Annotated in this window: 20 protein-coding genes; 14 read left to right on the top strand and 6 right to left on the bottom strand. The window is 34.4% G+C overall.

Annotated features, from left to right (window positions below; all coding sequences use genetic code 11):
- Window positions 1-149: 149 nt before the first annotated feature.
- On the top strand, window positions 150-554 hold the full coding sequence (locus FA048_RS18205; RefSeq protein ID WP_136843784.1) for a GxxExxY protein: 405 nt from the start codon (window positions 150-152) through the stop codon (window positions 552-554).
- A 124-nt stretch (window positions 555-678) separates the two neighbouring features.
- Here FA048_RS18205 and FA048_RS18200 read toward each other — a convergent pair whose 3' ends face one another.
- Window positions 679-1137, bottom strand: a complete 459-nt coding sequence (locus tag FA048_RS18200; RefSeq protein ID WP_136843782.1) for a lipocalin family protein — start codon at window positions 1135-1137, stop codon at window positions 679-681.
- A gap of 168 nt (window positions 1138-1305) precedes the next feature.
- On the opposite strand from FA048_RS18200, the gene mdh reads away from it, so the two are divergent.
- The 4 genes from mdh (at window position 1306) to FA048_RS18180 (ending at window position 4112) form a co-directional block, all read left to right on the top strand.
- Entirely contained in the window at window positions 1306-2244 is a 939-nt protein-coding gene (gene mdh / locus FA048_RS18195; RefSeq protein WP_136843780.1) for a malate dehydrogenase, read from the top strand.
- Window positions 2245-2337: 93 nt separating this feature from the next.
- Window positions 2338-2760 carry a retropepsin-like aspartic protease gene (locus tag FA048_RS18190; protein WP_136843778.1) on the top strand — a complete coding sequence of 141 codons (423 nt, stop codon included), beginning with the start codon at window positions 2338-2340 and terminating at the stop codon, window positions 2758-2760.
- A 74-nt stretch (window positions 2761-2834) separates the two neighbouring features.
- Window positions 2835-3509, top strand: coding sequence for a peptidoglycan recognition protein family protein (locus tag FA048_RS18185; protein ID WP_136843776.1), 675 nt, complete (start codon window positions 2835-2837; stop codon window positions 3507-3509).
- 66 nt (window positions 3510-3575) lie between these two features.
- Window positions 3576-4112: an SRPBCC family protein gene (locus FA048_RS18180; protein WP_136843774.1), complete on the top strand. Its 537-nt coding sequence runs from the start codon at window positions 3576-3578 to the stop codon at window positions 4110-4112.
- 211 nt (window positions 4113-4323) lie between these two features.
- Here FA048_RS18180 and gyrB read toward each other — a convergent pair whose 3' ends face one another.
- Window positions 4324-6282, bottom strand: coding sequence for a DNA topoisomerase (ATP-hydrolyzing) subunit B (gyrB, locus tag FA048_RS18175; RefSeq protein ID WP_136843772.1), 1959 nt, complete (start codon window positions 6280-6282; stop codon window positions 4324-4326).
- Window positions 6283-6539: 257 nt separating this feature from the next.
- Between gyrB and FA048_RS18170 the strand changes: the two genes are divergently transcribed.
- The gene (locus FA048_RS18170; protein ID WP_136843770.1) at window positions 6540-7139 is read left to right on the top strand and encodes an OmpH family outer membrane protein; all 600 of its coding nucleotides are present in this window, start codon (window positions 6540-6542) and stop codon (window positions 7137-7139) included.
- Between the two features lie 177 nt (window positions 7140-7316).
- Here FA048_RS18170 and FA048_RS18165 read toward each other — a convergent pair whose 3' ends face one another.
- On the bottom strand, window positions 7317-9236 hold the full coding sequence (locus FA048_RS18165; RefSeq protein WP_136843767.1) for a TlpA family protein disulfide reductase: 1920 nt from the start codon (window positions 9234-9236) through the stop codon (window positions 7317-7319).
- Between the two features lie 137 nt (window positions 9237-9373).
- Here FA048_RS18165 and FA048_RS18160 point away from each other — a divergent pair, with 137 nt between their 5' ends.
- Window positions 9374-10108 (top strand): EcsC family protein, encoded by a 735-nt coding sequence (locus tag FA048_RS18160; RefSeq protein ID WP_136843765.1) that lies wholly within the window; start codon window positions 9374-9376, stop codon window positions 10106-10108.
- A 42-nt stretch (window positions 10109-10150) separates the two neighbouring features.
- Here FA048_RS18160 and FA048_RS18155 read toward each other — a convergent pair whose 3' ends face one another.
- Window positions 10151-10552, bottom strand: a complete 402-nt coding sequence (locus tag FA048_RS18155) for an RNA-binding S4 domain-containing protein (protein ID WP_136843763.1) — start codon at window positions 10550-10552, stop codon at window positions 10151-10153.
- Window positions 10553-10704: 152 nt separating this feature from the next.
- On the opposite strand from FA048_RS18155, the gene FA048_RS18150 reads away from it, so the two are divergent.
- The 7 genes from FA048_RS18150 (at window position 10705) to miaA (ending at window position 17329) form a co-directional block, all read left to right on the top strand.
- Window positions 10705-11523, top strand: a complete 819-nt coding sequence (locus FA048_RS18150) for a 2,3,4,5-tetrahydropyridine-2,6-dicarboxylate N-succinyltransferase (RefSeq protein WP_136843761.1) — start codon at window positions 10705-10707, stop codon at window positions 11521-11523.
- Window positions 11524-11529: 6 nt separating this feature from the next.
- Entirely contained in the window at window positions 11530-12744 is a 1215-nt protein-coding gene (locus FA048_RS18145; protein WP_136843759.1) for a glycosyltransferase family 4 protein, read from the top strand.
- Window positions 12741-13511 (top strand): DUF5672 family protein, encoded by a 771-nt coding sequence (locus FA048_RS18140; RefSeq protein WP_136843757.1) that lies wholly within the window; start codon window positions 12741-12743, stop codon window positions 13509-13511. The genes FA048_RS18145 and FA048_RS18140 overlap by 4 nt, the downstream gene beginning before the upstream one ends.
- A 1-nt stretch (window position 13512) precedes the next feature.
- The gene (locus tag FA048_RS18135; RefSeq protein ID WP_136843755.1) at window positions 13513-14076 is read left to right on the top strand and encodes an L-threonylcarbamoyladenylate synthase; all 564 of its coding nucleotides are present in this window, start codon (window positions 13513-13515) and stop codon (window positions 14074-14076) included.
- Between the two features lie 111 nt (window positions 14077-14187).
- Window positions 14188-15594: a CCA tRNA nucleotidyltransferase gene (locus FA048_RS18130; RefSeq protein ID WP_136843753.1), complete on the top strand. Its 1407-nt coding sequence runs from the start codon at window positions 14188-14190 to the stop codon at window positions 15592-15594.
- Between the two features lie 60 nt (window positions 15595-15654).
- Window positions 15655-16308, top strand: coding sequence for an IS1096 element passenger TnpR family protein (locus FA048_RS18125; protein ID WP_136843751.1), 654 nt, complete (start codon window positions 15655-15657; stop codon window positions 16306-16308).
- A gap of 85 nt (window positions 16309-16393) precedes the next feature.
- Window positions 16394-17329: a tRNA (adenosine(37)-N6)-dimethylallyltransferase MiaA gene (miaA, locus tag FA048_RS18120; protein WP_136843750.1), complete on the top strand. Its 936-nt coding sequence runs from the start codon at window positions 16394-16396 to the stop codon at window positions 17327-17329.
- A 43-nt stretch (window positions 17330-17372) separates the two neighbouring features.
- Here miaA and FA048_RS18115 read toward each other — a convergent pair whose 3' ends face one another.
- Both FA048_RS18115 and rpoC read right to left on the bottom strand, forming a co-directional pair.
- The gene (locus tag FA048_RS18115; protein WP_136843748.1) at window positions 17373-17687 is read right to left on the bottom strand and encodes a DUF3467 domain-containing protein; all 315 of its coding nucleotides are present in this window, start codon (window positions 17685-17687) and stop codon (window positions 17373-17375) included.
- Window positions 17688-17797: 110 nt separating this feature from the next.
- Window positions 17798-22087, bottom strand: coding sequence for a DNA-directed RNA polymerase subunit beta' (gene rpoC / locus FA048_RS18110; protein ID WP_136843746.1), 4290 nt, complete (start codon window positions 22085-22087; stop codon window positions 17798-17800).
- Window positions 22088-22091 lie beyond the last annotated feature (4 nt).

Here is a 22091-nt window from a genome sequence, read left to right as displayed (position 1 = left end):
AATGGTCTTGATTAGGATTTTTAGGATTAACAGATGTTAGGATTTATAATTGCGTTATTTCAATAATTGAAGAATTTCTTACTACCAATAAAATTTAATCCTTAAATTGAAATTTTAAAATCATCCCACAAGATTTTAAAATAAAGGAAATGAAACACAAAGAATTAACACATCAAATAATTGGGTGTGCAATGAAGGTTCATACAGTTCTTGGAAGTGGGTTTCGAGAAGTTATTTACCAAAGGGCTCTAGCTATTGAAATGAATAAGCAGGGCTTGGCATTTAGCAGAGAAATGGAAATGACAATTTTTTATGATGGAGTTGATATTGGGACTAGAAGGGTTGACTTTTTTGTTTCAGATTTAATTATGTTAGAACTAAAAGCAGTGTCAATATTGGATGATTCTCATTTAAATCAAGCTATGAATTATTGTCAGGCTTATAAATTACCAATAGGATTATTAATTAATTTTGGGGGAAGGAGCTTGGAATATAAAAGGGTTTATAACTTAAATCATCCTGACAATATTGAATATAAGAATAATCAGAAGTAGAAGTTAGTGTAAAGGTTGTCTGAAATAAGATTTTAGGGCTAATAGATGATATGATTTTCAATACATTATCGTAGGAGAATTTTAGAGCTGTAATCTTACGATCCTCAAATCCAAAAAATCCTAATCAAGACAAAGAGTGTTCCTGACTAACCAATTCTCCTGTATCATAACCCATTTGTCTGCAACGCTCAATAATCCCTCTTAGTAATTCGGGTTCAATTTGTGGTTCTCTAGCCATAATAAATAGGTATTTTTCATCAGGGTGACCTACAACCACGTAACTGTAATCATCTGCCAATTCTATTACCCAATAGCCAATTTTAAATGGCCATAAAAATTGAGCTTCCATATCTCCATCCGGCTTCGCATTATTAAAAAATAATTTAGAGGTAAGGGACTTTTCTTCTAACTTACCCTCTTTATGATAGGTTGTATAAACCTCATAATGTTCATCATCCACTAATGTGTATATTTCAGTGGTTTGCTTCCAATTTTTATCTAGTAATGTTGGGATAGAATATAATGAATACCATTTTCCGGCGAATGCTTTGTAGTCAATTGTGTTTACAGGTTTGTTTTCCATTGTTAATGATTTGATTATTTAACCGATTGAGATTTAAAAGGTTTTAATTATGTAAATTATTTATCATAAGCCTTATAAATTTCTCAAAGCATTTGGGTAAACTAATGCAATTCTATATCTTGGGCATCGAAAAACAATTTTCAAAGAAATTCCAAAATATAATCTAATATGAAGATAACGGTAGTAGGTGCAGGAGCCGTGGGCGCAACCTGTGCAGATAACATCGCTAGAAAAGAATTAGCAGAAGAATTAGTATTGTTAGACATTAAAGAAGGCTTTGCTGAAGGTAAAGCTATCGATATGATGCAAACCGCTGCTTTGTTAGGCTTTGACACAAAAATAAAAGGAGTAACTAATGATTATAGCCAAACCGCAGGCTCTACTGTTGCTGTAATCACTTCTGGCTTACCACGTAAACCAGGGATGACCCGTGAAGAATTAATCGGTATTAATGCTGGCATTGTTAAAGGTGTAGCAGAAAATATCTTGAAATATTCTCCTGATGCAATTATCATTGTAATCAGTAACCCAATGGATACCATGACTTATTTGTCATTGAAATCTTTAGGCTTACCTAAAAACCGTATCATCGGTATGGGCGGAACATTAGACAGCGCTCGTTTTAAATATTACTTAAGTGTTGCTTTAGGTTGTAATTCAAATGACTTACAAGGTTTTGTAATCGGTGGTCATGGTGATACAACTATGATTCCTTTAACACGTTATGCAACTTACCAAAGTTTACCTGTTAGCGAATTATTAGACGAAGCTACCTTAGCGAAAGTTGCTGCAGATACCATGGTTGGTGGTGCAACTTTAACTGGTTTATTAGGCACTTCTGCTTGGTACGCTCCTGGAGCAGCTGGCGCAGCATTGGTAGAAGCAATTGTTCGTGATGAAAAGAAATTATTTACTTGTTGCGTCGCTTTAGAAGGCGAATACGGACAAAATGATATTTGCTTAGGCGTTCCTGTAATTGTTGGGAAAAATGGTTGGGAAAAAATCATCGATTATAAATTAAACGATGAAGAGCAAGCAGCTTTTAATAAGAGTGCTGATGCTGTTCGCAACATGAATAGTGTATTGGCAGAAATGAAATTAATTTAATCAAGATTTGTCATTCAGAGAGAGGAATCTCTCAAATAGATTCCTCGTTCCTCGGAATGACAAAAATTTTGCTCTGAATGACAAGAATACTATATGAGAACAATTAATGTTCCCTTAACCTTAATAAACTTACAAGACGACGGTTTCCATCTTTTGGTGGAAATTGTTGTTTTTGGAGAAAAGTTATTCGCAGTTTTAGATACTGGTGCATCTAGATCTGTGTTTGATAAAGGACTAATGGAGAAGAATATCAAAGAAATTTCTGTTAGTGAAGAAACTCAAGCGGCAACAATTTTTAGCACTTCACAAACTTTGCAAGGTACTATACCTAAGCTTAAAATTGGTGGCTTGATTTTAAAAAATTATCCGGCAGTTGCTTTAGACCTACAAAGCGTAACAGATACTTACCTCACTATGGGGCATCCATCTATTGCTGGAATTATTGGTGGAGATATTTTAATGGAGTTTAATGCCAAGATTGATTACCAAAAAAGAATATTAAGATTTTATAAATAATAGACATTGCTAAATTACTCCATATTGATGTTTAACAACACAAGCATTTCTTTAAGCCACACTCCAAATATCAAATGAATATTTACCAAAAATATATACTTATTTTATTCATACTCGGTTCTAATACTGCCTTTGCTCAACAGTTAAGGATTATTGAAAAACCAATAATTTTTGATGCCACCAGAACACAGCTTTCGTTAGATTATTTAAAACGTAGACATTCAATTATTCAAGAAGAGCCTACAATAAAGCCTACAATGATTGTGCTACACTGGACAGCTTCTAGAAGCTTAATGGGCACCTATAATGCTTTTAATAAATCTATCTTACCTAGCGACCGCAAAAATCTTACTGGAGTAAGTAAATTAAATGTCTCCTCGCACTTTTTAGTAGATAGAGATGGGTCAATATATCAACTTTTACCAGATACAACTTTTGCAAGACATGTAATTGGTCTAAATTATTGTGCTATTGGAATTGAAAATGTAGGCAGTAATGATTATCCATTAACTAAAGCACAGCTTCTTGCAAATGAAAAACTGGTTCGCTATTTAGCAAAAAAATATAATATCCAATATTTAATTGGCCATTATGAACACACTTTGTTTAAAAACACCTCAATGTGGCGCGAGACTAATCCTTATTATCACTCTGATAAAATTGATCCAGGCAAGCTATTCATGAAGAATATCAGAGAAGAACTACAAGACCTTAATTTAAAAGGAGCCCCTATTCACTTGGGCAAATAATTGCCTTTTTAATTTTTTTCTTTTGAATGGTTTATTAGTAACTTTAAGTAAACCAAAAAAAACTATATGAAAATTTTAAAAGTATTAGGGATCATTATTGTCGTGCTGGCAATAATTATCTTAGTAGGCGGAATGTTTCTGCCTAAAACCTATTCGGTAAGTCGCTCTACAATTATTAATGCCCCAGATAGCGTGATTTACAAAAATATTGCAGATTTTAATGAGTTCTTGAAATGGAACCCTTGGGCTAAAATGGAGCCAACAGCAAAAACCACCATCAGTGGCCCATCTGCTCAGCCAGAACATTTATACCAATGGGAAGGAAAAGAAACCGGCAGCGGACAAATGAAGGTTAAAAGTGTTGAGCCAAATAAAATGGTTGATATTGAATTAAAATTTATCAAACCATTTGAAAGTCTAGCCGATACAAAATTTGCGATTGCTCCAGAAGGCACTGGCAATAAAGTAACATGGACGATGAGTGGGGAAAACAATTTAATTAGTAAATGGATGTGTCTATTTGTAAGTATGGATAAAATGATAGGGAAAGACTTCGAAGATGGATTGAAATACCTTAAGGAGAAATCGGAGAGTGATAAATAACTTTTCTTTTTAATACCAAAAACCTTTTTAGAAACTAGAAAGGCTTTTTTATGTGTAAAAACGTAAGGCAGTTAAGCCTACCGACAAAGACCTAACAGCTAATTATGCTGTATTTTAGATTTGTATCATGTTATAGGGACGAAATTTATTAAAAAACCCTCCAAGAGTTAACTTGGAGGGTTTTTGGTTTTCCGCTTAGTCTTTCAGCTTTCTAAGCATCAATTTTAGCATATTTTGCATTACGCTCTATAAACTCTCTACGTGGTGCAACTTCATCGCCCATTAACATAGAGAAAGTATGGTCACACTCTGCAGCATTTTCTATTGTTGCTTTTAGAAGTGTACGTCTAGCTGGATCAAGAGTGGTATCCCACAATTGTTCAGCATTCATCTCTCCCAAACCTTTATAACGTTGGATGTGAACGCTTTCTTCCTTACCTGCACCTTTTAAACGCTGTACTGCTTGGTCACGTTGTACATCATTCCAGCAATATTCAAACTCTTTACCTTTTTTAACTTGATAAAGTGGTGGTGCAGCAATGTAAACATAGCCAGCCTCAATTAATGCTCTCATGTAACGATAAAAGAATGTTAAAATCAACGTCGTAATGTGCGATCCGTCGATATCAGCATCCGTCATGATTACAACTTTATGGTAACGAAGTTTGGTAATGTTTAGCGCTTTATCATCTTCTGGTGTTCCAATACTTACACCTAAAGCTGTAAACATATTTTTAATCTCATCATTTTCGTAAATTTTATGTTCCATTGCTTTTTCCACGTTCAGGATTTTTCCTTTTAGTGGAAGAATAGCTTGGAAATTACGATCACGACCTTGTTTGGCAGTTCCACCCGCAGAGTCTCCCTCTACAAGATACAACTCACATTTTTCTGGATCACTATCAGAACAATCGGCAAGTTTTCCTGGCAAGCCAGAACCGCCCATTACACTTTTACGTTGCACCATTTCGCGAGCCTTACGAGCAGCAGCACGAGCAGTTGCAGCTAAAATAACTTTATTAACAATCATTTTAGCTTCCTTAGGATTTTCTTCTAAGTAAGCACCTAATGCTTCACCAACAGCAATATCTACAGCTCCCATTACCTCAGAGTTACCCAATTTGGTTTTGGTCTGCCCTTCAAATTGTGGCTCTTGCACTTTTACAGAAACTACTGCAGTTAATCCTTCTCTAAAGTCATCACCGGTAATTTCCATCTTAAGGTTCTTTAACAAACCAGATTTATCAGCGTAACTTTTTAAAGTACGTGTTAAACCTCTACGGAAACCGGCAATGTGTGTACCACCCTCATGCGTATTAATGTTGTTTACATAAGAGTGAACATTTTCTGAATAACTATCATTGTATTGAAAAGCCAACTCAACCGGAACCCCATTTTTAATACCATCAATATAAATTGGTTGAGGCAAGAAAGAAGCACGAGTACCATCTAAAAACTGAACAAATTCTTTTAAACCCCCATCAGACTTAAAGGTTTCAGTTAAAAATGATCCATCTTCTTGAGGATCGCGTTCATCTGTTAAGGTTAATGTAATTCCTTTATTTAAAAATGCCAATTCGCGTAAACGAGCGGCAAGTGTATCGTATTTATACTCTGTTGTTTGTGTAAAAATTGTTGCATCTGGCGTAAAAGTAACAATCGTACCTCTTTTATCAGTTGTACCAACTTCCTTTACATCATACTGTGGAACACCAATTTTGTATTCCTGCATCCAGATTTTACCTTCACGGTGTACCTCTGCTTTTAAATCAGTAGACAATGCATTAACACAACTTACACCCACGCCGTGTAAACCGCCAGAAACTTTGTATGTATCTTTATCGAATTTACCACCTGCGTGCAAAACCGTCATTACAATCTCTAGCGCCGATTTATTTTCTTTTTTATTTATACCTGTCGGGATACCACGACCGTTATCTTCAACTCTAATTGAATTATCTGCTAAGATATTTACGATAATTGTATCTGCATGACCAGCTAAAGCCTCATCAATCGAGTTATCTACAACCTCATAAACCAAGTGGTGCAAACCTTTAACGCCGGTATCACCGATATACATAGAAGGACGCTTACGAACAGCCTCTAAACCCTCTAAAACCTGTATATTATCGGCATTATAATTTGACTTTGGATCTAATTCTTCACTCATAATTTTATTTAATACTTAAAGAATCAAAAATAACCATTTTTTACCATTTAAGCCACATTGTGGATAACTATTTGAGTGTTGATAGTATGTTAAAAATGATTAAAAAATGCTGATTTTTAGGATACTCGGTTTTGATTTTTATATTTGCTAAAATTTATTAAAATAGAATGAAACCTGAAGCAGCTTACCACTCTAATTTCGACAACCAAATAAGCTGCTGAAAAACTTTATTACCTTTAAAAACAAATCAAAACTAAATGAAATCAAACACATTAAAAGTAAGCAGTTTCGCTACTGCAATAGCCATAGTTTCTGTACTATCTGCTTGTGGAAATAAAGAGGGCAAAACTGATGCTTCTACTACAAAAACAACTACAGCAGTAACTGCTGAGGAGAAAATTGTTTATGTTAATTCAGATTCATTGTTAGCAAACTACAATTATTCTAAAGACATTACCGCTAAAATGGAAACTAAAGGCAAATCTGCTGAAAGTGATTTAGCAGCTAAACAACAAGCTTTTCAAAGAGAATTGCAACAATACCAACAGCAACAAAATACATTGCCAGCAGACCAAAGAGCTGCAACAGAACAAAGATTACAGCGTAAAGGTCAAGAATTACAAGCTTACCAACAAAATGCTGGTGCTGCTTTGCAAAATGAGCAAGGTAAAGAGCAAGAAGCTCTTTATACTAAAATAACTACGTACCTAAATACTTACGCAAAAACAAAAGGCTACAAACTGATTTTAACCTACTCTAAACGTAATCCTACTATTTTGTTTGCTGATGAAAGCCTTGATGTAACTAAACCCGTTATAGCAGGCTTAAACGAAGCTTACGCAAAAGATAAAAAGTAACATTCATATCTTTTAAAAAATAACATTACTAAAATGCTCCGAATAATCGGGGCATTTTTTTTGCACAAAAAGATATAGTGCAAAACTAACAGCACAAAGTTTCAGTTAATCGTTCGATAAATGCAAAAGCCAACCTAAATTAAGTTGGCTTTTTACTAGTTATCATTTGTGTTATTATTATTTAGTTGCTTCCTTACCACCTTTAGCCAAAGCAATCATCATATCTAATTCCTTTACTGTGCCATCGGCAGTACCAGAAAAACCTACTTTCTTGAAACGAATATTTCCTTTTCCATCAATAATAAATTTTGTTGGAATTCCCTCCACCTTATATTGTTCAATTACCTCAAATTTGTTAGGATCCTGTTTATTCTTAGTGTCCAGCAAAACATTAAAAGTATAAGGGTTAGCAGCCATGAAATCTTTAACAACCTGCTCTCTATTTTCTTCTCTTTGGCTAGTATTGATAAATAAGAACACAACTGATGGATCATTTTTATATTTATCTACTGCTTTTTGCATGCCAGGGAAAGATGCGATACATGGGCCACACCATGTTGCCCAATAGTCAACTATTACTACTTTACCTTTTAAATTAGCTAAATCAACTTTTTCTCCTTTTAGATTTAGCAAGGCAAAAGTTGGAGCGGGGGCATTGATCATTTCCTTCATCCATTTTGCTTTTTCCTTTTCATTGGCTTCTTTTTCTAAAGCTGCATAATAGGCATCAAAAGACTGCGCACCTTTATATGCAGCTTTTAGATCTAATTTCATTTGATCTGTACCCTGCCCTGCTTTTATAAATCGCTCTGCATAAGTTACAACCTTATCATTTTGCCCATTTTTCGCTAAGAAATTAACATAGCGGACATTCATGTCAGCACTACTAAAATTATTTTTATTCACAGCTTCTTCTTGAAATTTTAAAGCCTCTGCATTTTTACCGGCATGAGCTAATAAAAGTGCATACGTATCGGCATAAGAAGCATAGCTACTTTCCAAGCCTTTGATATAATCTTCTTGTGAAGAAATATAAGCTGGTCTTGAATCACTTTTAGCAGCCTCTAATAATTCTAAAGATTTCTTTGAAATCTGAGTGGCAAATTCTACATTTTCTTTTTTCTCTGCTCCTGCCCAAGCGTAAGAATTGTAAATGCTAGCAAGTGTAGTTTTATTTTTAATCAGATTAGCATAAGCTTCAAATTTTACATTATTTTTTGCAAGTCCAAACCCACTAGCTACTTGAGCATAAAAGTTTTCAATTTTTTCAAAATCGGCTTTTTTGTTTACATCTAATTTAAAGTCTTTTATTAGCTTATTTAATTTCTCTTCGGCTTTTACAGCATCTTTTTCACTATAAATTCCATTAGCTGCCATATTATACATATAGGTACCTGTTGGGTAGTTTACCTTAACCAAATTATACACAGAATCGGCAGCAGGTTTTTTCTTTAAAACAGTATAAAGGCTTGCCATTTTAATCATATCATCCTCTTTCAGTTTATTTGAAGATGCATTTATCAGCTTAATCTGATCATTTATCAACTGTTCACCCTTTACTTTATCCAATCCATATTGCAAAGCTAAATACGCAATAATATTTTTGTCCTTCATTGATGGATCTATTGCAAAAGCTTTTTCATATGCAGCTAAAGACTTTGCCTTATCCGATTTAACACCTGCAAGTGCAGATCCCATTCCGTTATAAAAAAAGGCCTCCCAATAATATGCCATGGCGGTTGGCTGCCCTTTATCATAAAATAGGGTATAATATCCATTTGGATTATCGTCTTTTGTACCATCTGCAGAGAATACTAAAACTGCAATTGCTGTACTATCTACAGGCGTAAATGTTCCTTTATAAACAGAGCCTTCTTTAGTTAAATCTATTTTAACAACTTTCTGCTTACGGTTAACAAATGTTTGTGCAACACAGGTTACATTAGAAATCATCTCTAATTTCCCACCCTTTGATTCATATTCAAACGATAAGGGTTTGCCCGCCTCCGGGTTAGCTGGAGAAAATTTAACAGATTGTGCCTTCGAATAGCAAATAACCATTGATGAAAGCAAAAATAACAAGCATAATTTTTTCATGATAATCAAATTTAAGTGAAGGAATAACTAAATATATAGTTTGTTTTTTAAATCTCCAAATAATTGTAATAATTTATCAATTTTCTATCTAACAGATTGACGGAATGATTTTTGATTAATTCTTTTAAAAAATATAAATGGGAAATTACGAAGAACAAATTGGCTACGAACTACAATTCTGGAAAATGGACTTGATGAAGAAACCATCTATATTAGGCAATTTGGCTACCAAGGTTCAGACCAAAATAAATAGTTACATCCCTACTAAGGTTCATAAAGCCATTACAGTAACAATTAAACAAATGGTAAAAGCCGTGTTGTTCGGCTCTACTTATACAACATCTGCAATGCCGGATGAAAATACAAGTCTCGTACACAGAGAAGCACTAGTAAAGTCTAAAATTGATAATTACAGCAAAACTGGTGCAGCTGAGGGGGGTATTACTGGAGCTGGAGGTTTTTTAATGAGCATGGCTGATTTCCCTATTCTGATTGGCATTAAAATAAAAATGCTTTTTGAAATCGCTGCACTATATGGATATGATGTGAAAGATTACAGGGAGCGGTTGTATATATTACACATTTTTCAGTTGGCGTTTTCGAGCAAAACTGGTACTCAGAATGTATTTAAGCAAATGCAAAACTGGGATCAAAAATTAATTATTCTTCCAGAAAGTGCAGAAAATTTCGATTGGCAAACCTTTCAACAGGAATATAGAGACTATATTGATTTGGCAAAAATGGCACAATTATTACCAGTTGTGGGTGCAGCAGTTGGCGCTGTAGCTAATTATAAACTCATCCAAAAACTAGGTAAAACCGCAATGATGGCCTATCGTTTGAGAGTCCAAAGTTTAAATACTAAAAGCTAGGTTATGAGTTAATACAAATGCTTTGTCTTGCTCCTTTTAGCTTTAGGCTTCCTCCCCAAACATTCCTTCAATCAAATCATCCGTTTCACGTCTGTCTTTTTTAGTCGGCCTACCCGTACCACGATCTCGTTTTAAACTAGGTGCATGAAAAATAGATTTAAAGGCATGAGTTTCCTCCACAGGTGTAAGATCCTTATATTTTGTAACAGCGATTTTTGCTTCAACCCTAGTATATAATAGTTCTACAACCTCTATTATTTTCTTTTCGATACCTTTAGATACTTGATAAACCTCGCCAACTTTCACAATGGCAGAGGGTTTTAGATTTTGCCCATTAAACTTCACCCTACCAGCTTTACAGGCTTCGGTAGCTAAGCTTCTGGTTTTAAACAATCTAATTGCCCAAAGATATTTATCTATCCTTAATTTCTCTTTTTCAGTCATAAAAATCAAAAATACTAAGAAACATTAACAGTTAATTTATAAACAAAAATATTAAAACCCTTTAGTTTCTTACAATAAACAAACATTTAATTAGATGAAAACAATGTTCAATACATAAAATTGATTTATTTTGTAAAAAATTAAAAAACACCATGATTGGAGATTTAAAAAAATTGATAGAAGCCGCTTGGGAAGATAGGTCTTTACTTGCCTATAATAACTACTGCGAGGCAATTGAAGAAGTAATTTCAAGATTAGACAAAGGTGAACTGCGTGTTGCAGAACCTATTTTAAATACTTGGGGAATTAATGAATGGATTAAAAAAGCTGTAATATTATATTTCCCTATTAAAGAAATGAAAGAGATTAAAGTTGGTCCTTTTGTTTACCATGATAAAATGGAATTGAAAAACAACTATAAGGAAATTGGCGTTCGTGTAGTGCCTATGGCAAGTGCCCGTTATGGTGCTTATTTAGCTAAAGGTGTAATCATGATGCCATCATACGTAAATATTGGCGCTTATGTAGATGAGGGCACTATGGTTGATACTTGGGCTACAGTAGGCTCATGTGCTCAGATCGGCAAACGTGTTCACTTAAGTGGTGGTGTAGGCATTGGTGGTGTTTTAGAGCCAATACAAGCTGCTCCAGTAATTATTGAAGATGATTGTTTTTTAGGTTCTAGAGCCATTGTTGTAGAAGGGGTTAAAGTAGAAAAAGAAGCTGTATTAGGTGCAAATGTTGTACTTACTGCATCAACAAAAATTATTGATGTAACTGGTGCCACTCCAGTAGAATATAAAGGAATTGTTCCTTCTCGTTCCGTTGTTATCCCTGGTTCTTATACTAAGAAATTCCCTGCTGGAGATTTCCAAGTTCCATGTGCATTAATTATCGGAAAACGCAAAGAGTCAACAGATAAGAAAACCTCTCTGAATGATGCATTGAGAGAAAATAATGTAGCTGTTTAAACTAACGTGAAAGCAAAAAGCGAAAAGCTAACTAATGAAGCCGAAAGCCCTGAACTTGAGCAATCAAGCTTTGGTCCTTCGGCTTTTAGCTTTAAGCTCAAAATTGGATACGATGGCAAACGTGCTGCAAACAATTTAACCGGACTAGGCAATTATAGCAGATCTTTGATAGCAAATTTAGCCAAAAGCTTCCCTTCAAATGAGTATTTCGTTTATACGCCTAAAATAAAAGATCACCTTAAAAAATCTCCTCTTTTTACACAACCAAATGTTCATCTCGAACTTCCATCAGCTAAAAACTCAAAATTATTCTGGAGAAGCAGTGGTATTAAAAGTCAGCTTATAAATGATAACATTAACCTATTTCATGGTTTAAGCCACGAAATTCCAGTTGGCATTAATAATATTGGCATTAAGAGTATTGTAACAATGCACGATTTGATTTTTTTGCGTTATCCAAAATATTATAGACTTATAGATAGGCTTATTTACAAATTTAAAAGCAAATACGCTTGTGAAAATGTGGATAGAATTATAGCCATTAGCGAAAAAACCAAGGAAGACATTGTAGATCTTTATAAAATAGATTCTTCAAAAATCGATGTAGTCTATCAAAGTTGTGATGATAGCTTTAAAACCTCATCAACTGAGAATGAAAAAGAAAAAATAAGAGAAAAATACAACCTGCCAGTAAAATATATCTTAAATGTAGGTACAATTGAAGCACGTAAAAATCTTTTACTCCTAATTAGAGCATTACCAAAAATTGACTCTGCTTATCAACTTGTAGTTATTGGTAAGGAAACTACATACACTGCGTTAGTAAAAAAAGAAATTGAAAAATTGGGACTGAAAGAAAGAGTTATTTTCTTGAAAAATGTTCCTTTTACTGATTTACCCTTAATTTATCAATCAGCTGGTATTTTCATATTACCATCCTATTATGAAGGCTTTGGTATTCCAATAATTGAGGCTTTATATAGTAATGTACCAGTTATTGCAGCGACTGGCTCTTGTTTAGAAGAAGCAGGTGGACCAAATAGTATTTATGTTGCTCCAGATGATATTAAGGGTTTGTCAAATGCTGTAAACAAGGTTTTATCAGACCAAAATCTGCAAAAAGAAATGAAAGAAAAAGGTTTGTTTTACGTGCAAAAATTTAATAATGAAGCTGTTAGTAAGCGATTAATGGATTGTTATTTAAAAACATTGGCTCAATGAAAAGTTGTATCGTAATATTTCCATTATATCAAGCCCCAACCGAGCTAGAATTAGCTTTCTTAGAAAATGGTATCGAAAAAACCAGAGGAAATAAGCAAGTAATTGTTGCTCCAGAAGGATTAGTTATTAATCAATCATTCGGGTTATTAGAAAAACTTGAAGTAAAACGCTTTGCAAAACATTATTTCGAAGGAATTTCAGGGTACAATCAATTGTTATTATCTAAGGGATTTTATTCGGCCTTTAAACATTTTGAATATATGCTCATCCATCAAGCAGATGTTTATCTTTTTAAGGATGAATTACATTATTGGTGTGAAAAAGATTATGATTATATCGGCTCGCCATGGTTTAGACCTGAAAAATTAAATAGAAATGCCATTTTTAATTTATTTCAGCAACTAAAGCTCTCTTTCAAAAAGAATAAAATTTACGCCGATAGGTATAATAAAGTTGGAAATGGTGGTCTCTCTTTAAGAAAAATTAGTTCAGCTTTAAATGTATTAGAAAAGGTAAATCCAACCCTATTAAAAAAATATACAACTTTACAAGGTGATGCTTTTAATGAAGATGTGTTTTGGTCATTAGAAACACCTCGAATTTTAGATTTTAAAATACCCCAATGGGAAGAAGCAATGAAATTTGGAATAGAATTTCATCCAGAAATTGCCTACAAATATCTAGGCGAAATATTACCGTTTGGTTGCCACGCCCCATTAAAACATCATCCAGGATTTTGGAAAAAATTTATTCCAATAATTAAATAAAATGAAACAGGAAATTAACAATGCGCTTGAAATTTTAAAAAATGGTGGAGTAATCCTTTATCCTACTGATACGGTTTGGGGTTTAGGTTGTGATGCCACTAATGAAGAAGCTGTAGCGAAAGTAAATGAAATTAAGGGTCGCAGTGCAGATAAAAGCTTAATCATCCTTTTAGATAATGAAAACAAACTACAAAGTTATGTTACTGAAATTCCTGATGTAGCTTATGAATTAATTGAGTTTGCAGAGAATCCAATGACTATTGTTTTTTCTGGTGCTAAGAACTTAGCCAAAAATGTTATTAATCTGGATGGAAGTGTAGGCATTAGAATTGTTAAACATGATTTCTGTGAGCAATTGCTTCAACGCTTTCGCAAGCCCATTGTTTCTACTTCTGCAAATGTAAGTGGCGAAGCCTCTCCCCGATTTTTTGATGAAATTAGTGATGCTATCAAAGACGCTGTTGATTATATTGTAGACTTTGATCAAGATAACCGCACAGTTAAAAAACCCTCTACAATTATTAAATTAGGCCCATCTGGTCAATTTGAATTTATACGTAAGTAATTTTACTATTTTTGCATAAATTACAACCCCATTCGTCACCTTGAATTTATTTCAGGGTCTTTTAGGCTAAAAAGATGCTGAAATAAATTCCGCATGACGATAACAAATTTTATGCAACAGCACCTTCAAAATCCAATATTTAAAGTTTTAGCAACCATTGCAGAGCAAACCAAAACAGAAGCTTATGTGATAGGTGGTTTTGTACGCGATTTATTTTTAAACAGGCCATCAAAAGACATTGATGTGGTTATTCTTGGAAATGGGATTGATTTTGCTGAGAAAGTTGGTCAGCATTTAAAAACTAAAGTTGCTGTGTTTAAAAATTTTGGTACAGCAATGCTCAAATACAATGATTTAGAGATCGAGTTTGTTGGTGCCAGAAAAGAATCTTATCGCTCAGATTCTCGTAAGCCGATTGTTGAAAACGGAACTTTAGAAGATGATCAATTACGTAGAGATTTTACAATTAATGCATTAGCTATCTCACTAAATCCCTCAAATTATGGAAGTTTAATTGATCCATTTGAAGGATTGATAGCCTTAGAAAATAAAATAATTCGTACTCCATTAGATCCAGCAATTACTTTTTCTGATGATCCCTTACGAATGATGCGGGCTATTCGTTTTGCTACACAGTTAGATTTTGAAATTGATGCTGCTGCTTTGCAAGCCATTAAAACACAAAAAGAACGAATTAAAATCGTTTCAAAAGAACGAATTACAGATGAATTAAATAAAATAATTTTGGCCAAAACACCATCAATTGGCTTTAAGCATTTATTTGATACAGGTTTATTGCAGCTCATTTTCCCTCAAATGGCAAACCTTTATGGTGTTGAAATTATAAAAGGCAAAGGCCACAAAGACAACTTTTACCATACTTTACAGGTTTTAGATAATATTTGTAACACTACAGATGACCTTTGGCTTCGATGGGCAGCAATATTACATGACATCGCTAAGCCTGCAACAAAAAGATTTGAAGAAGGTCATGGTTGGACTTTTCATGGACATGAGGATAAAGGCGCTCGAATGGTTCCTCAAATTTTTGCTCAACTGAAACTACCTTTGAATGAAAAAATGAAATACGTTCAAAAATTGGTTCAATTGCATTTACGTCCAATTGTTTTGGCTCAAGAAAAAGTAACTGATTCTGCCGTTAGAAGATTGCTTTTTGAAGCTGGAGAGGAAATTGAAAGTTTAATGTTGTTATGTAATGCTGACGTAACCACAAAAAATGAGTACAAAATAAAAAAATACCGCAATAATTTTGAGTTGGTTAAACAAAAACTCAAAGACGTTGAAGAGCGTGATCAATTGCGAAATTGGCAACCCCCTATTTCTGGCAACGATATTATGGAAACATTTGGTCTATCAGCAGGAAAAGAAGTGGGCATTTTAAAAAATGCAATTAGAGAAGCTATTTTAGAAGGCGAAATAACAAACAACTATGAAGATGCTTTTAATTTTATGTTAAACAAAGCCAAACAATTAGGTTTAAATCCAGTTACAAGATAAAAACAACGGCAGATTTTATTTTTTATTTCTTAATTTTATAGACAGAAACAGAACAGCGCAATGGCAATTTATAGATTTAAAATTTCTTTTGAAGATTTTGACGAAGTAGTAAGAGAAATCGACATTAAAACTAATCAAACTTTTGAAGACCTCCACAGAGCAATTCATCGCTCAACCGGTTATAATGCAGAAAAATCGTCATCATTTTATGTAAGTACAGATAATTGGATTAAGGGGGATGAAATTGCCATTTTACCTAACCAACGGAAAATTGATAATGGAGTAGCTTTAATGGAGAACTCAAAATTGAGTAACTTTATCGAAGATCCACACCAGAAATTTTACTACATCTATGATTTCGAACGCCCATTCGATTTTCACGTAGAGTTGATTAAAATTATCCTAGAAAACGACCCTAATATAGAATATCCATTCTTGGTTAAAAGTACTGGCGAAGCACCAAAAATTATTGACAAAAATAATGCTGGTGCCTTTACAGTAAGCAGTGCAGCAGCATCAAGCGATTTTGATTTCTTAAATGAAATGGACTTTGTACCTGAAGATACCGAAGAATTGGAAGCAATGGGTGGAAGAGGTATTATGGCAGAAGAAGTTGATGAGGAGAGTGAAGAAGAGGTAGAAAAAGATGATTTTGCTGATAGTGATGATTTTGCCGACGAAGAATACGGAACTGGTAAAGAAGAAGACTATTAAAATTGAGTTCACAGATTTGGGTGATTTTACAGATTTTAGTTTGTCATCATTAAATTCAATCTAAAATCGTAATTCTAAAATTAATATGCCCATTCCAAAGAAGACCTTAATTGTTGTTGTTGGGCCAACTGCCATTGGTAAAACTGCGCTTGCTATTGAGTTGGCTCAGTTTTATCATAGCGAAATTATCTCAGCAGATTCTCGACAGTTTTTCCAAGAAATGCATATCGGCACTGCAAAACCTTCAAAAGAAGAACTGGAAGCTGTGCCCCATCATTTTATAGATTCTCATAGCATAACCACACTTTTCAGTACGGGAGATTTTGAAGTTCAGGCTTTAAAGTTAATGGATGAACTTTTTAAAAAGCACGATATTCTGATTATGGTTGGCGGCTCTGGCTTATACATTGATGCTGTTTGCAAAGGATTGGATGATTTACCAGAAATAGATCTGAATATAAGGGCCCAATTAAATCAGAAATTGGCTGATGAGGGTATTGATTCAATTAGAAAACAACTTCAAGAATTAGATCCTACATATTTTGAGAAAGTAGATCAATCTAATCCTCAAAGAATGATTAGAGGCTTAGAAGTGGTACTTTCAACAGGCGAAAAGCTAAGTTCTTTTTTAACCGCTAATAAAAAAGAAAGACCTTTTCAAATCATAAAAATTGGACTTAATACCGACAGGGCAATACTTTATGAGCGTATTAATCACCGTGTAGATCTAATGATGGAAGCAGGTTTATTAGAAGAGGCCAAATCACTCCTTCCGCACCGCCAATACAATGCATTAAATACAGTTGGTTATTCAGAATTATTTGATTATTTCGATGGTAAAACCGATTTAGCTACTGCAGTTACTTTGATTAAACAAAGTACACGTCGTTTTGCAAAACGTCAGCTTACCTGGTTTAGACGCGATGAAAACACAGTTTGGTTTGAACCGAATCAAGTTGAAGAAGTTATCAAACATTTAACTAAAATTTGTCATTCCGACTCTGGAGGAATCTCAAAGTAAAATATTCTAGAGATTCTTTGCTTCGCTCAGAATGACAAAATACCTAAGCTTGTGCAGTAGGCCCACCAAAATTCATTGGAAAACCTGGAGGCTCATCTTGAGTTTTAATTTTACCATTTGCCATTTCAAATTTTTCTATATTATCTTGCATGGCATGCAATAATCTTTTGGCATGTTCAGGAGTTAATATTATTCTCGATTTAACTTTTGCCTTTGGCACTCCTGGCATTACTCTAATAAAATCTAATACAAACTCTGTATTAGAATGTGTGATTATAGCTAAATTAGAAAAAACGCCTTCAGCAATTTCTTCAGATAATTCTATGTTGAGTTGGTTTTCGTTTTGTTGATCTTCCATAGTCAAAAATATAAAAAGCAATTGTTAATCGTTGCAATATTCAATAAAAAATCCCTAGCGAATTAACACTAGGGATTTTATTTACAAATCTTTAAGATCTGTTATGATAATTAAGCTTCAACTTCTTCTTCTTGTTTAGAAGCTAATAATTTATCGTATTCTTCTTGAGAACCAACAATGATACGCTCATATCCACGAACACCAGTACCTGAAGGAATCAAGTGACCAACGATTACGTTTTCTTTTAAGCCTAACATGTTATCACGTTTACCTGCGATAGCTGCTTCATTCAAAACTTTAGTAGTTTCCTGGAATGATGCTGCTGAGATGAACGATTTGGTACCCAATGATGCTCTAGTAATACCTTGCAAAATTGAACTCGCAGTTGCAGGTTTTGCATCACGTACTTCAATTTGTTTCAAATCTTTACGTTTTAATTGAGAATTTTCGTCTCTTAATTTACGTAAAGAAAGAATTTGTCCTGGTTTTACTGTTTCTGAATCGCCTGCCTCTACCACAACTTTTTTGTCATAGATTTCGTCGTTCTCAACCATAAAGTCCCAACGATCTACAGAGTCATTTTCTAAGAAACGAGTATCACCCGGATCTTCGATATGAACCTTTTGCATCATCTGGTGTACAATTACTTCAAAGTGCTTATCGTTAATTTTCACACCTTGTAAACGGTAAACCTCTTGGATACCATTAACTAAGTATTCTTGCACAGCCGCAGGGCCTTTAATAGCTAAAATATCAGCTGGAGAAATTGATCCATCAGATAATGGCATACCTGCTTTCACAAAGTCATTATCCTGTACTAAAATGTGTTTAGACAATGGTACTAGATATTTTTTAACTTCTCCGTCTTTAGATTCGATAGTCATTTCGCGATTACCACGTTTAACACCACCTAAAGTTACAACACCATCAATTTCAGTTACTACAGCTGGGTTAGATGGGTTACGTGCTTCGAATAACTCAGTTACACGTGGTAAACCACCCGTAATATCTCGAGTTTTACCCGTTGCACGAGGTATTTTAACTAAGATTTGTCCTGTTTGAACTGCTTCTCCTTCATCAATAGCGATGTGGGCACCAACAGGGATGTTATATCCTCTAATCAGTTCACCTTTTTTATCAACTACTCTAATTGATGGATTTTTAGTTTTATCACGTGTATCGATAATTACTTTCTCACGGTGACCAGTCTGCTCATCAGATTCTTCACGGAAGGTTACACCTTCAACAATCGCATCAAACTCGATTTTACCTGCAAATTCTGAGATAATAACCGCGTTATATGGATCCCACGAACAAATTTTATCGCCTTTAGAAACTTTATCACCTTCTTTAACGTATAAAAATGCACCGTAAGGAATGTTATTAGTTACGATTATTTTACCAGTTTTTGGTTCCGTAATTTTGAATTCTCCTGAACGACCCAAAACGATATCAGTCTTACCTTCTTCTGTTTGAGTTTCTACAGTACGTAAGTTTTCAAATTCGATAACACCATCAAATTTGGCATTGATTTGAGATTCTGCAGCAATGTTTGATGCAGTACCACCCACGTGGAATGTACGTAAGGTTAACTGTGTACCCGGCTCACCAATTGACTGTGCAGCAATTACACCAACAGCTTCTCCTCTTTGAACACGTTTACCAGATGCTAAGTTACGTCCATAACATAATGCACAAACACCACGTTTATTTTCGCAAGTTAATACCGAACGAATTTCAATACCTTCTAATGGAGATTCCTCAATAGTTTTTGCAATTTCTTCAGAAATATCTTCGCCTGCAGCAACTAATAATTTACCATCTAATGGATTGAATACATCGTGAAGTGAAATACGACCTAAAATTCTATCATATAATGGCTCAACGATATCTTCATTATCTTTTAAAGCTGTAGTGTACATACCTCTTAAAGTACCACAATCTACTGCGTTAACAATCATATCTTGTGCAACGTCATGTAAACGACGTGTTAAGTAACCAGCATCAGCAGTTTTTAACGCTGTATCCGCCAAACCTTTACGAGCACCGTGAGTAGAAATAAAGTATTCTAATACTGATAAACCTTCTTTAAAGTTAGATAAAATTGGATTTTCAATAATCTCACCACCAGAACCTGATTTTTGAGGCTTAGCCATCAAACCACGCATACCTGCTAACTGACGAATTTGCTCTTTCGAACCACGGGCTCCAGAGTCAAGCATCATGTAAACAGAGTTAAAACCTTGGTTATCGCTAGACAATTGGTTCATTACAAACGTAGTTAAACGGTTGTTGATACGTGTCCAGATATCGATAATTTGATTGTAACGCTCGTTGTTGGTAATGAAACCCATGTTATAGTTGTTTCTTACCTCATCAACTTCAGCAGCTGCTTGTTCTAGTAAAGTATGTTTCTCTACTGGAATATTAACATCTTGTAAGTTAAACGATAATCCACCTTGGAAAGCCATTCTAAAACCAAGTTCTTTGATATCATCAAGGAATCTTGCAGAACGAGCCATACCAGTCATTTTTACTACTTCACCAATAATATCTCTTAAAGATTTTTTAGTTAATAGTTCGTTGATATAACCTACTTCTTCTGGTACCATTTGGTTAAACAATACCCTTCCTACAGTAGTCTCAGTTAATTTATTTACAATCGTACCATCTTCTTGTTTTACATTTACTTTTACCTTGATAAAAGCATGTAAATCAATCATTTTCTCATTGTAAGCAATAATTACTTCTTCTGGAGAATAGAAAGATGCATCTTGTCCTTTAACTACACGAGTTTCATCAGTTCTACGGCCTTTAGTAATATAATAAAGACCCAAAACCATATCCTGAGATGGAACCGTAATTGGCGTACCATTTGCAGGGTTTAGAATATTGTGTGCTGCTAACATTAGAACTTGGGCTTCCAAAATTGCTGCATGACCTAAAGGTAAATGCACCGCCATCTGGTCACCATCAAAATCCGCGTTAAATGCAGTACAAACTAATGGGTGTAATTGGATAGCTTTTCCTTCAATTAAACGTGGTTGGAAAGACTGGATACCTAATCTGTGCAACGTAGGTGCACGGTTAAGTAATACTGGGTGTCCTTTTAGTACGTTTTCTAGAATATCCCAAACTAAGGGATCTTTTCTATCTACAATTTTCTTAGCAGATTTAACTGTTTTCACAATTCCACGCTCTATCATCTTGCGAATAATGAACGGTTTGAAAAGTTCTGCAGCCATATCTTTTGGTAAACCACATTCGTGTAATTTAAGGTTTGGACCTACAACAATTACCGAACGAGCAGAATAATCTACACGTTTACCTAATAAGTTTTGACGGAAACGACCTTGTTTACCTTTTAAAATATCTGATAAAGATTTTAATGCTCTATTACCTTCAGTTTTAACAGCATTTACTTTACGTGAGTTATCGAATAACGAATCTACAGCTTCCTGTAACATACGTTTCTCGTTACGTAGAATAACTTCTGGTGCTTTAATCTCGATCAAACGTTTTAAACGATTGTTACGGATAATTACACGACGATATAAATCGTTCAAATCTGAAGTTGCAAAACGACCACCTTCTAATGGTACCAACGGACGTAATTCTGGTGGAATAACAGGAACGATCTTGATAATCATCCACTCTGGGTTATTCTCAATACGAGTTTTAGCACCACGGAAAGCTTCTACAACTTGAAGACGTTTTAAAGCTTCATTTTTACGTTGTTGAGAAGTTTCATTTGCAGCTTGGTGACGTAGATTATAAGATAAAGTATCTAAGTCAATACGTTTTAATAAATCTTCTAATGCTTCTGCACCCATTTTGGCTACAAATTTATTAGGGTCTTTATCGTCTAAATATTGATTTTCTTTAGGTAATTTATCTAAAATATCTAAATACTCTTCTTCAGTTAAGAAATCCATGTACTGGATACCTTGATCTGCCATTAAACCAGCTTGGATTACTACATAACGTTCGTAGTAAATAATCAAGTCTAATCTTTTGGTAGGTAAACCTAAAAGGTAACCGATTTTATTTGGCAATGAGCGGAAATACCAGATATGTGCTACAGGAACCACCAAGTTGATGTGTCCCATACGCTCTCTACGTACTTTCTTTTCAGTTACCTCAACACCACAACGGTCGCAAACAATACCTTTATAACGGATACGTTTGTATTTACCACAATGGCATTCGTAATCTTTTACCGGACCAAAAATACGTTCGCAAAACAAACCATCACGTTCAGGTTTGTAAGTACGATAATTGATAGTCTCAGGTTTTAACACCTCACCACTTGAACGTTCCAAAATAGTTTCTGGAGACGATAAGCTAATGGTTATCGAGGTGAAATTGCTTTTTAATTTATTATCCTTTTTGTAAGACATATTC

Source organism: Pedobacter polaris (genome assembly GCF_005116505.1).
Taxonomy (GTDB): domain Bacteria; phylum Bacteroidota; class Bacteroidia; order Sphingobacteriales; family Sphingobacteriaceae; genus Pedobacter; species Pedobacter polaris.
The sequence above is the reverse complement of the archived record's forward strand: the minus strand, read 5'-3'. Positions and strand labels throughout refer to the sequence as shown.

Excerpts from the sequence above, each read along its gene's own strand:
- FA048_RS18205 (WP_136843784.1), top strand. The coding sequence starts at position 150 with ATGAAACACAAAGAATTAACACATCAAATAATTGGGTGTGCAATGAAG.
- FA048_RS18200 (WP_136843782.1), bottom strand. The coding sequence starts at position 1,137 with ATGGAAAACAAACCTGTAAACACAATTGACTACAAAGCATTCGCCGGA.
- mdh (WP_136843780.1), top strand. The coding sequence starts at position 1,306 with ATGAAGATAACGGTAGTAGGTGCAGGAGCCGTGGGCGCAACCTGTGCA.
- FA048_RS18190 (WP_136843778.1), top strand. The coding sequence starts at position 2,338 with ATGAGAACAATTAATGTTCCCTTAACCTTAATAAACTTACAAGACGAC.
- FA048_RS18185 (WP_136843776.1), top strand. The coding sequence starts at position 2,835 with ATGAATATTTACCAAAAATATATACTTATTTTATTCATACTCGGTTCT.
- FA048_RS18180 (WP_136843774.1), top strand. The coding sequence starts at position 3,576 with ATGAAAATTTTAAAAGTATTAGGGATCATTATTGTCGTGCTGGCAATA.
- gyrB (WP_136843772.1), bottom strand. The coding sequence starts at position 6,282 with ATGAGTGAAGAATTAGATCCAAAGTCAAATTATAATGCCGATAATATA.
- FA048_RS18170 (WP_136843770.1), top strand. The coding sequence starts at position 6,540 with ATGAAATCAAACACATTAAAAGTAAGCAGTTTCGCTACTGCAATAGCC.
- FA048_RS18165 (WP_136843767.1), bottom strand. The coding sequence starts at position 9,236 with ATGAAAAAATTATGCTTGTTATTTTTGCTTTCATCAATGGTTATTTGC.
- FA048_RS18160 (WP_136843765.1), top strand. The coding sequence starts at position 9,374 with ATGGGAAATTACGAAGAACAAATTGGCTACGAACTACAATTCTGGAAA.
- FA048_RS18155 (WP_136843763.1), bottom strand. The coding sequence starts at position 10,552 with ATGACTGAAAAAGAGAAATTAAGGATAGATAAATATCTTTGGGCAATT.
- FA048_RS18150 (WP_136843761.1), top strand. The coding sequence starts at position 10,705 with ATGATTGGAGATTTAAAAAAATTGATAGAAGCCGCTTGGGAAGATAGG.
- FA048_RS18140 (WP_136843757.1), top strand. The coding sequence starts at position 12,741 with ATGAAAAGTTGTATCGTAATATTTCCATTATATCAAGCCCCAACCGAG.
- FA048_RS18135 (WP_136843755.1), top strand. The coding sequence starts at position 13,513 with ATGAAACAGGAAATTAACAATGCGCTTGAAATTTTAAAAAATGGTGGA.
- FA048_RS18130 (WP_136843753.1), top strand. The coding sequence starts at position 14,188 with ATGCAACAGCACCTTCAAAATCCAATATTTAAAGTTTTAGCAACCATT.
- FA048_RS18125 (WP_136843751.1), top strand. The coding sequence starts at position 15,655 with ATGGCAATTTATAGATTTAAAATTTCTTTTGAAGATTTTGACGAAGTA.
- miaA (WP_136843750.1), top strand. The coding sequence starts at position 16,394 with ATGCCCATTCCAAAGAAGACCTTAATTGTTGTTGTTGGGCCAACTGCC.
- FA048_RS18115 (WP_136843748.1), bottom strand. The coding sequence starts at position 17,687 with ATGGAAGATCAACAAAACGAAAACCAACTCAACATAGAATTATCTGAA.
- rpoC (WP_136843746.1), bottom strand. The coding sequence starts at position 22,087 with ATGTCTTACAAAAAGGATAATAAATTAAAAAGCAATTTCACCTCGATA.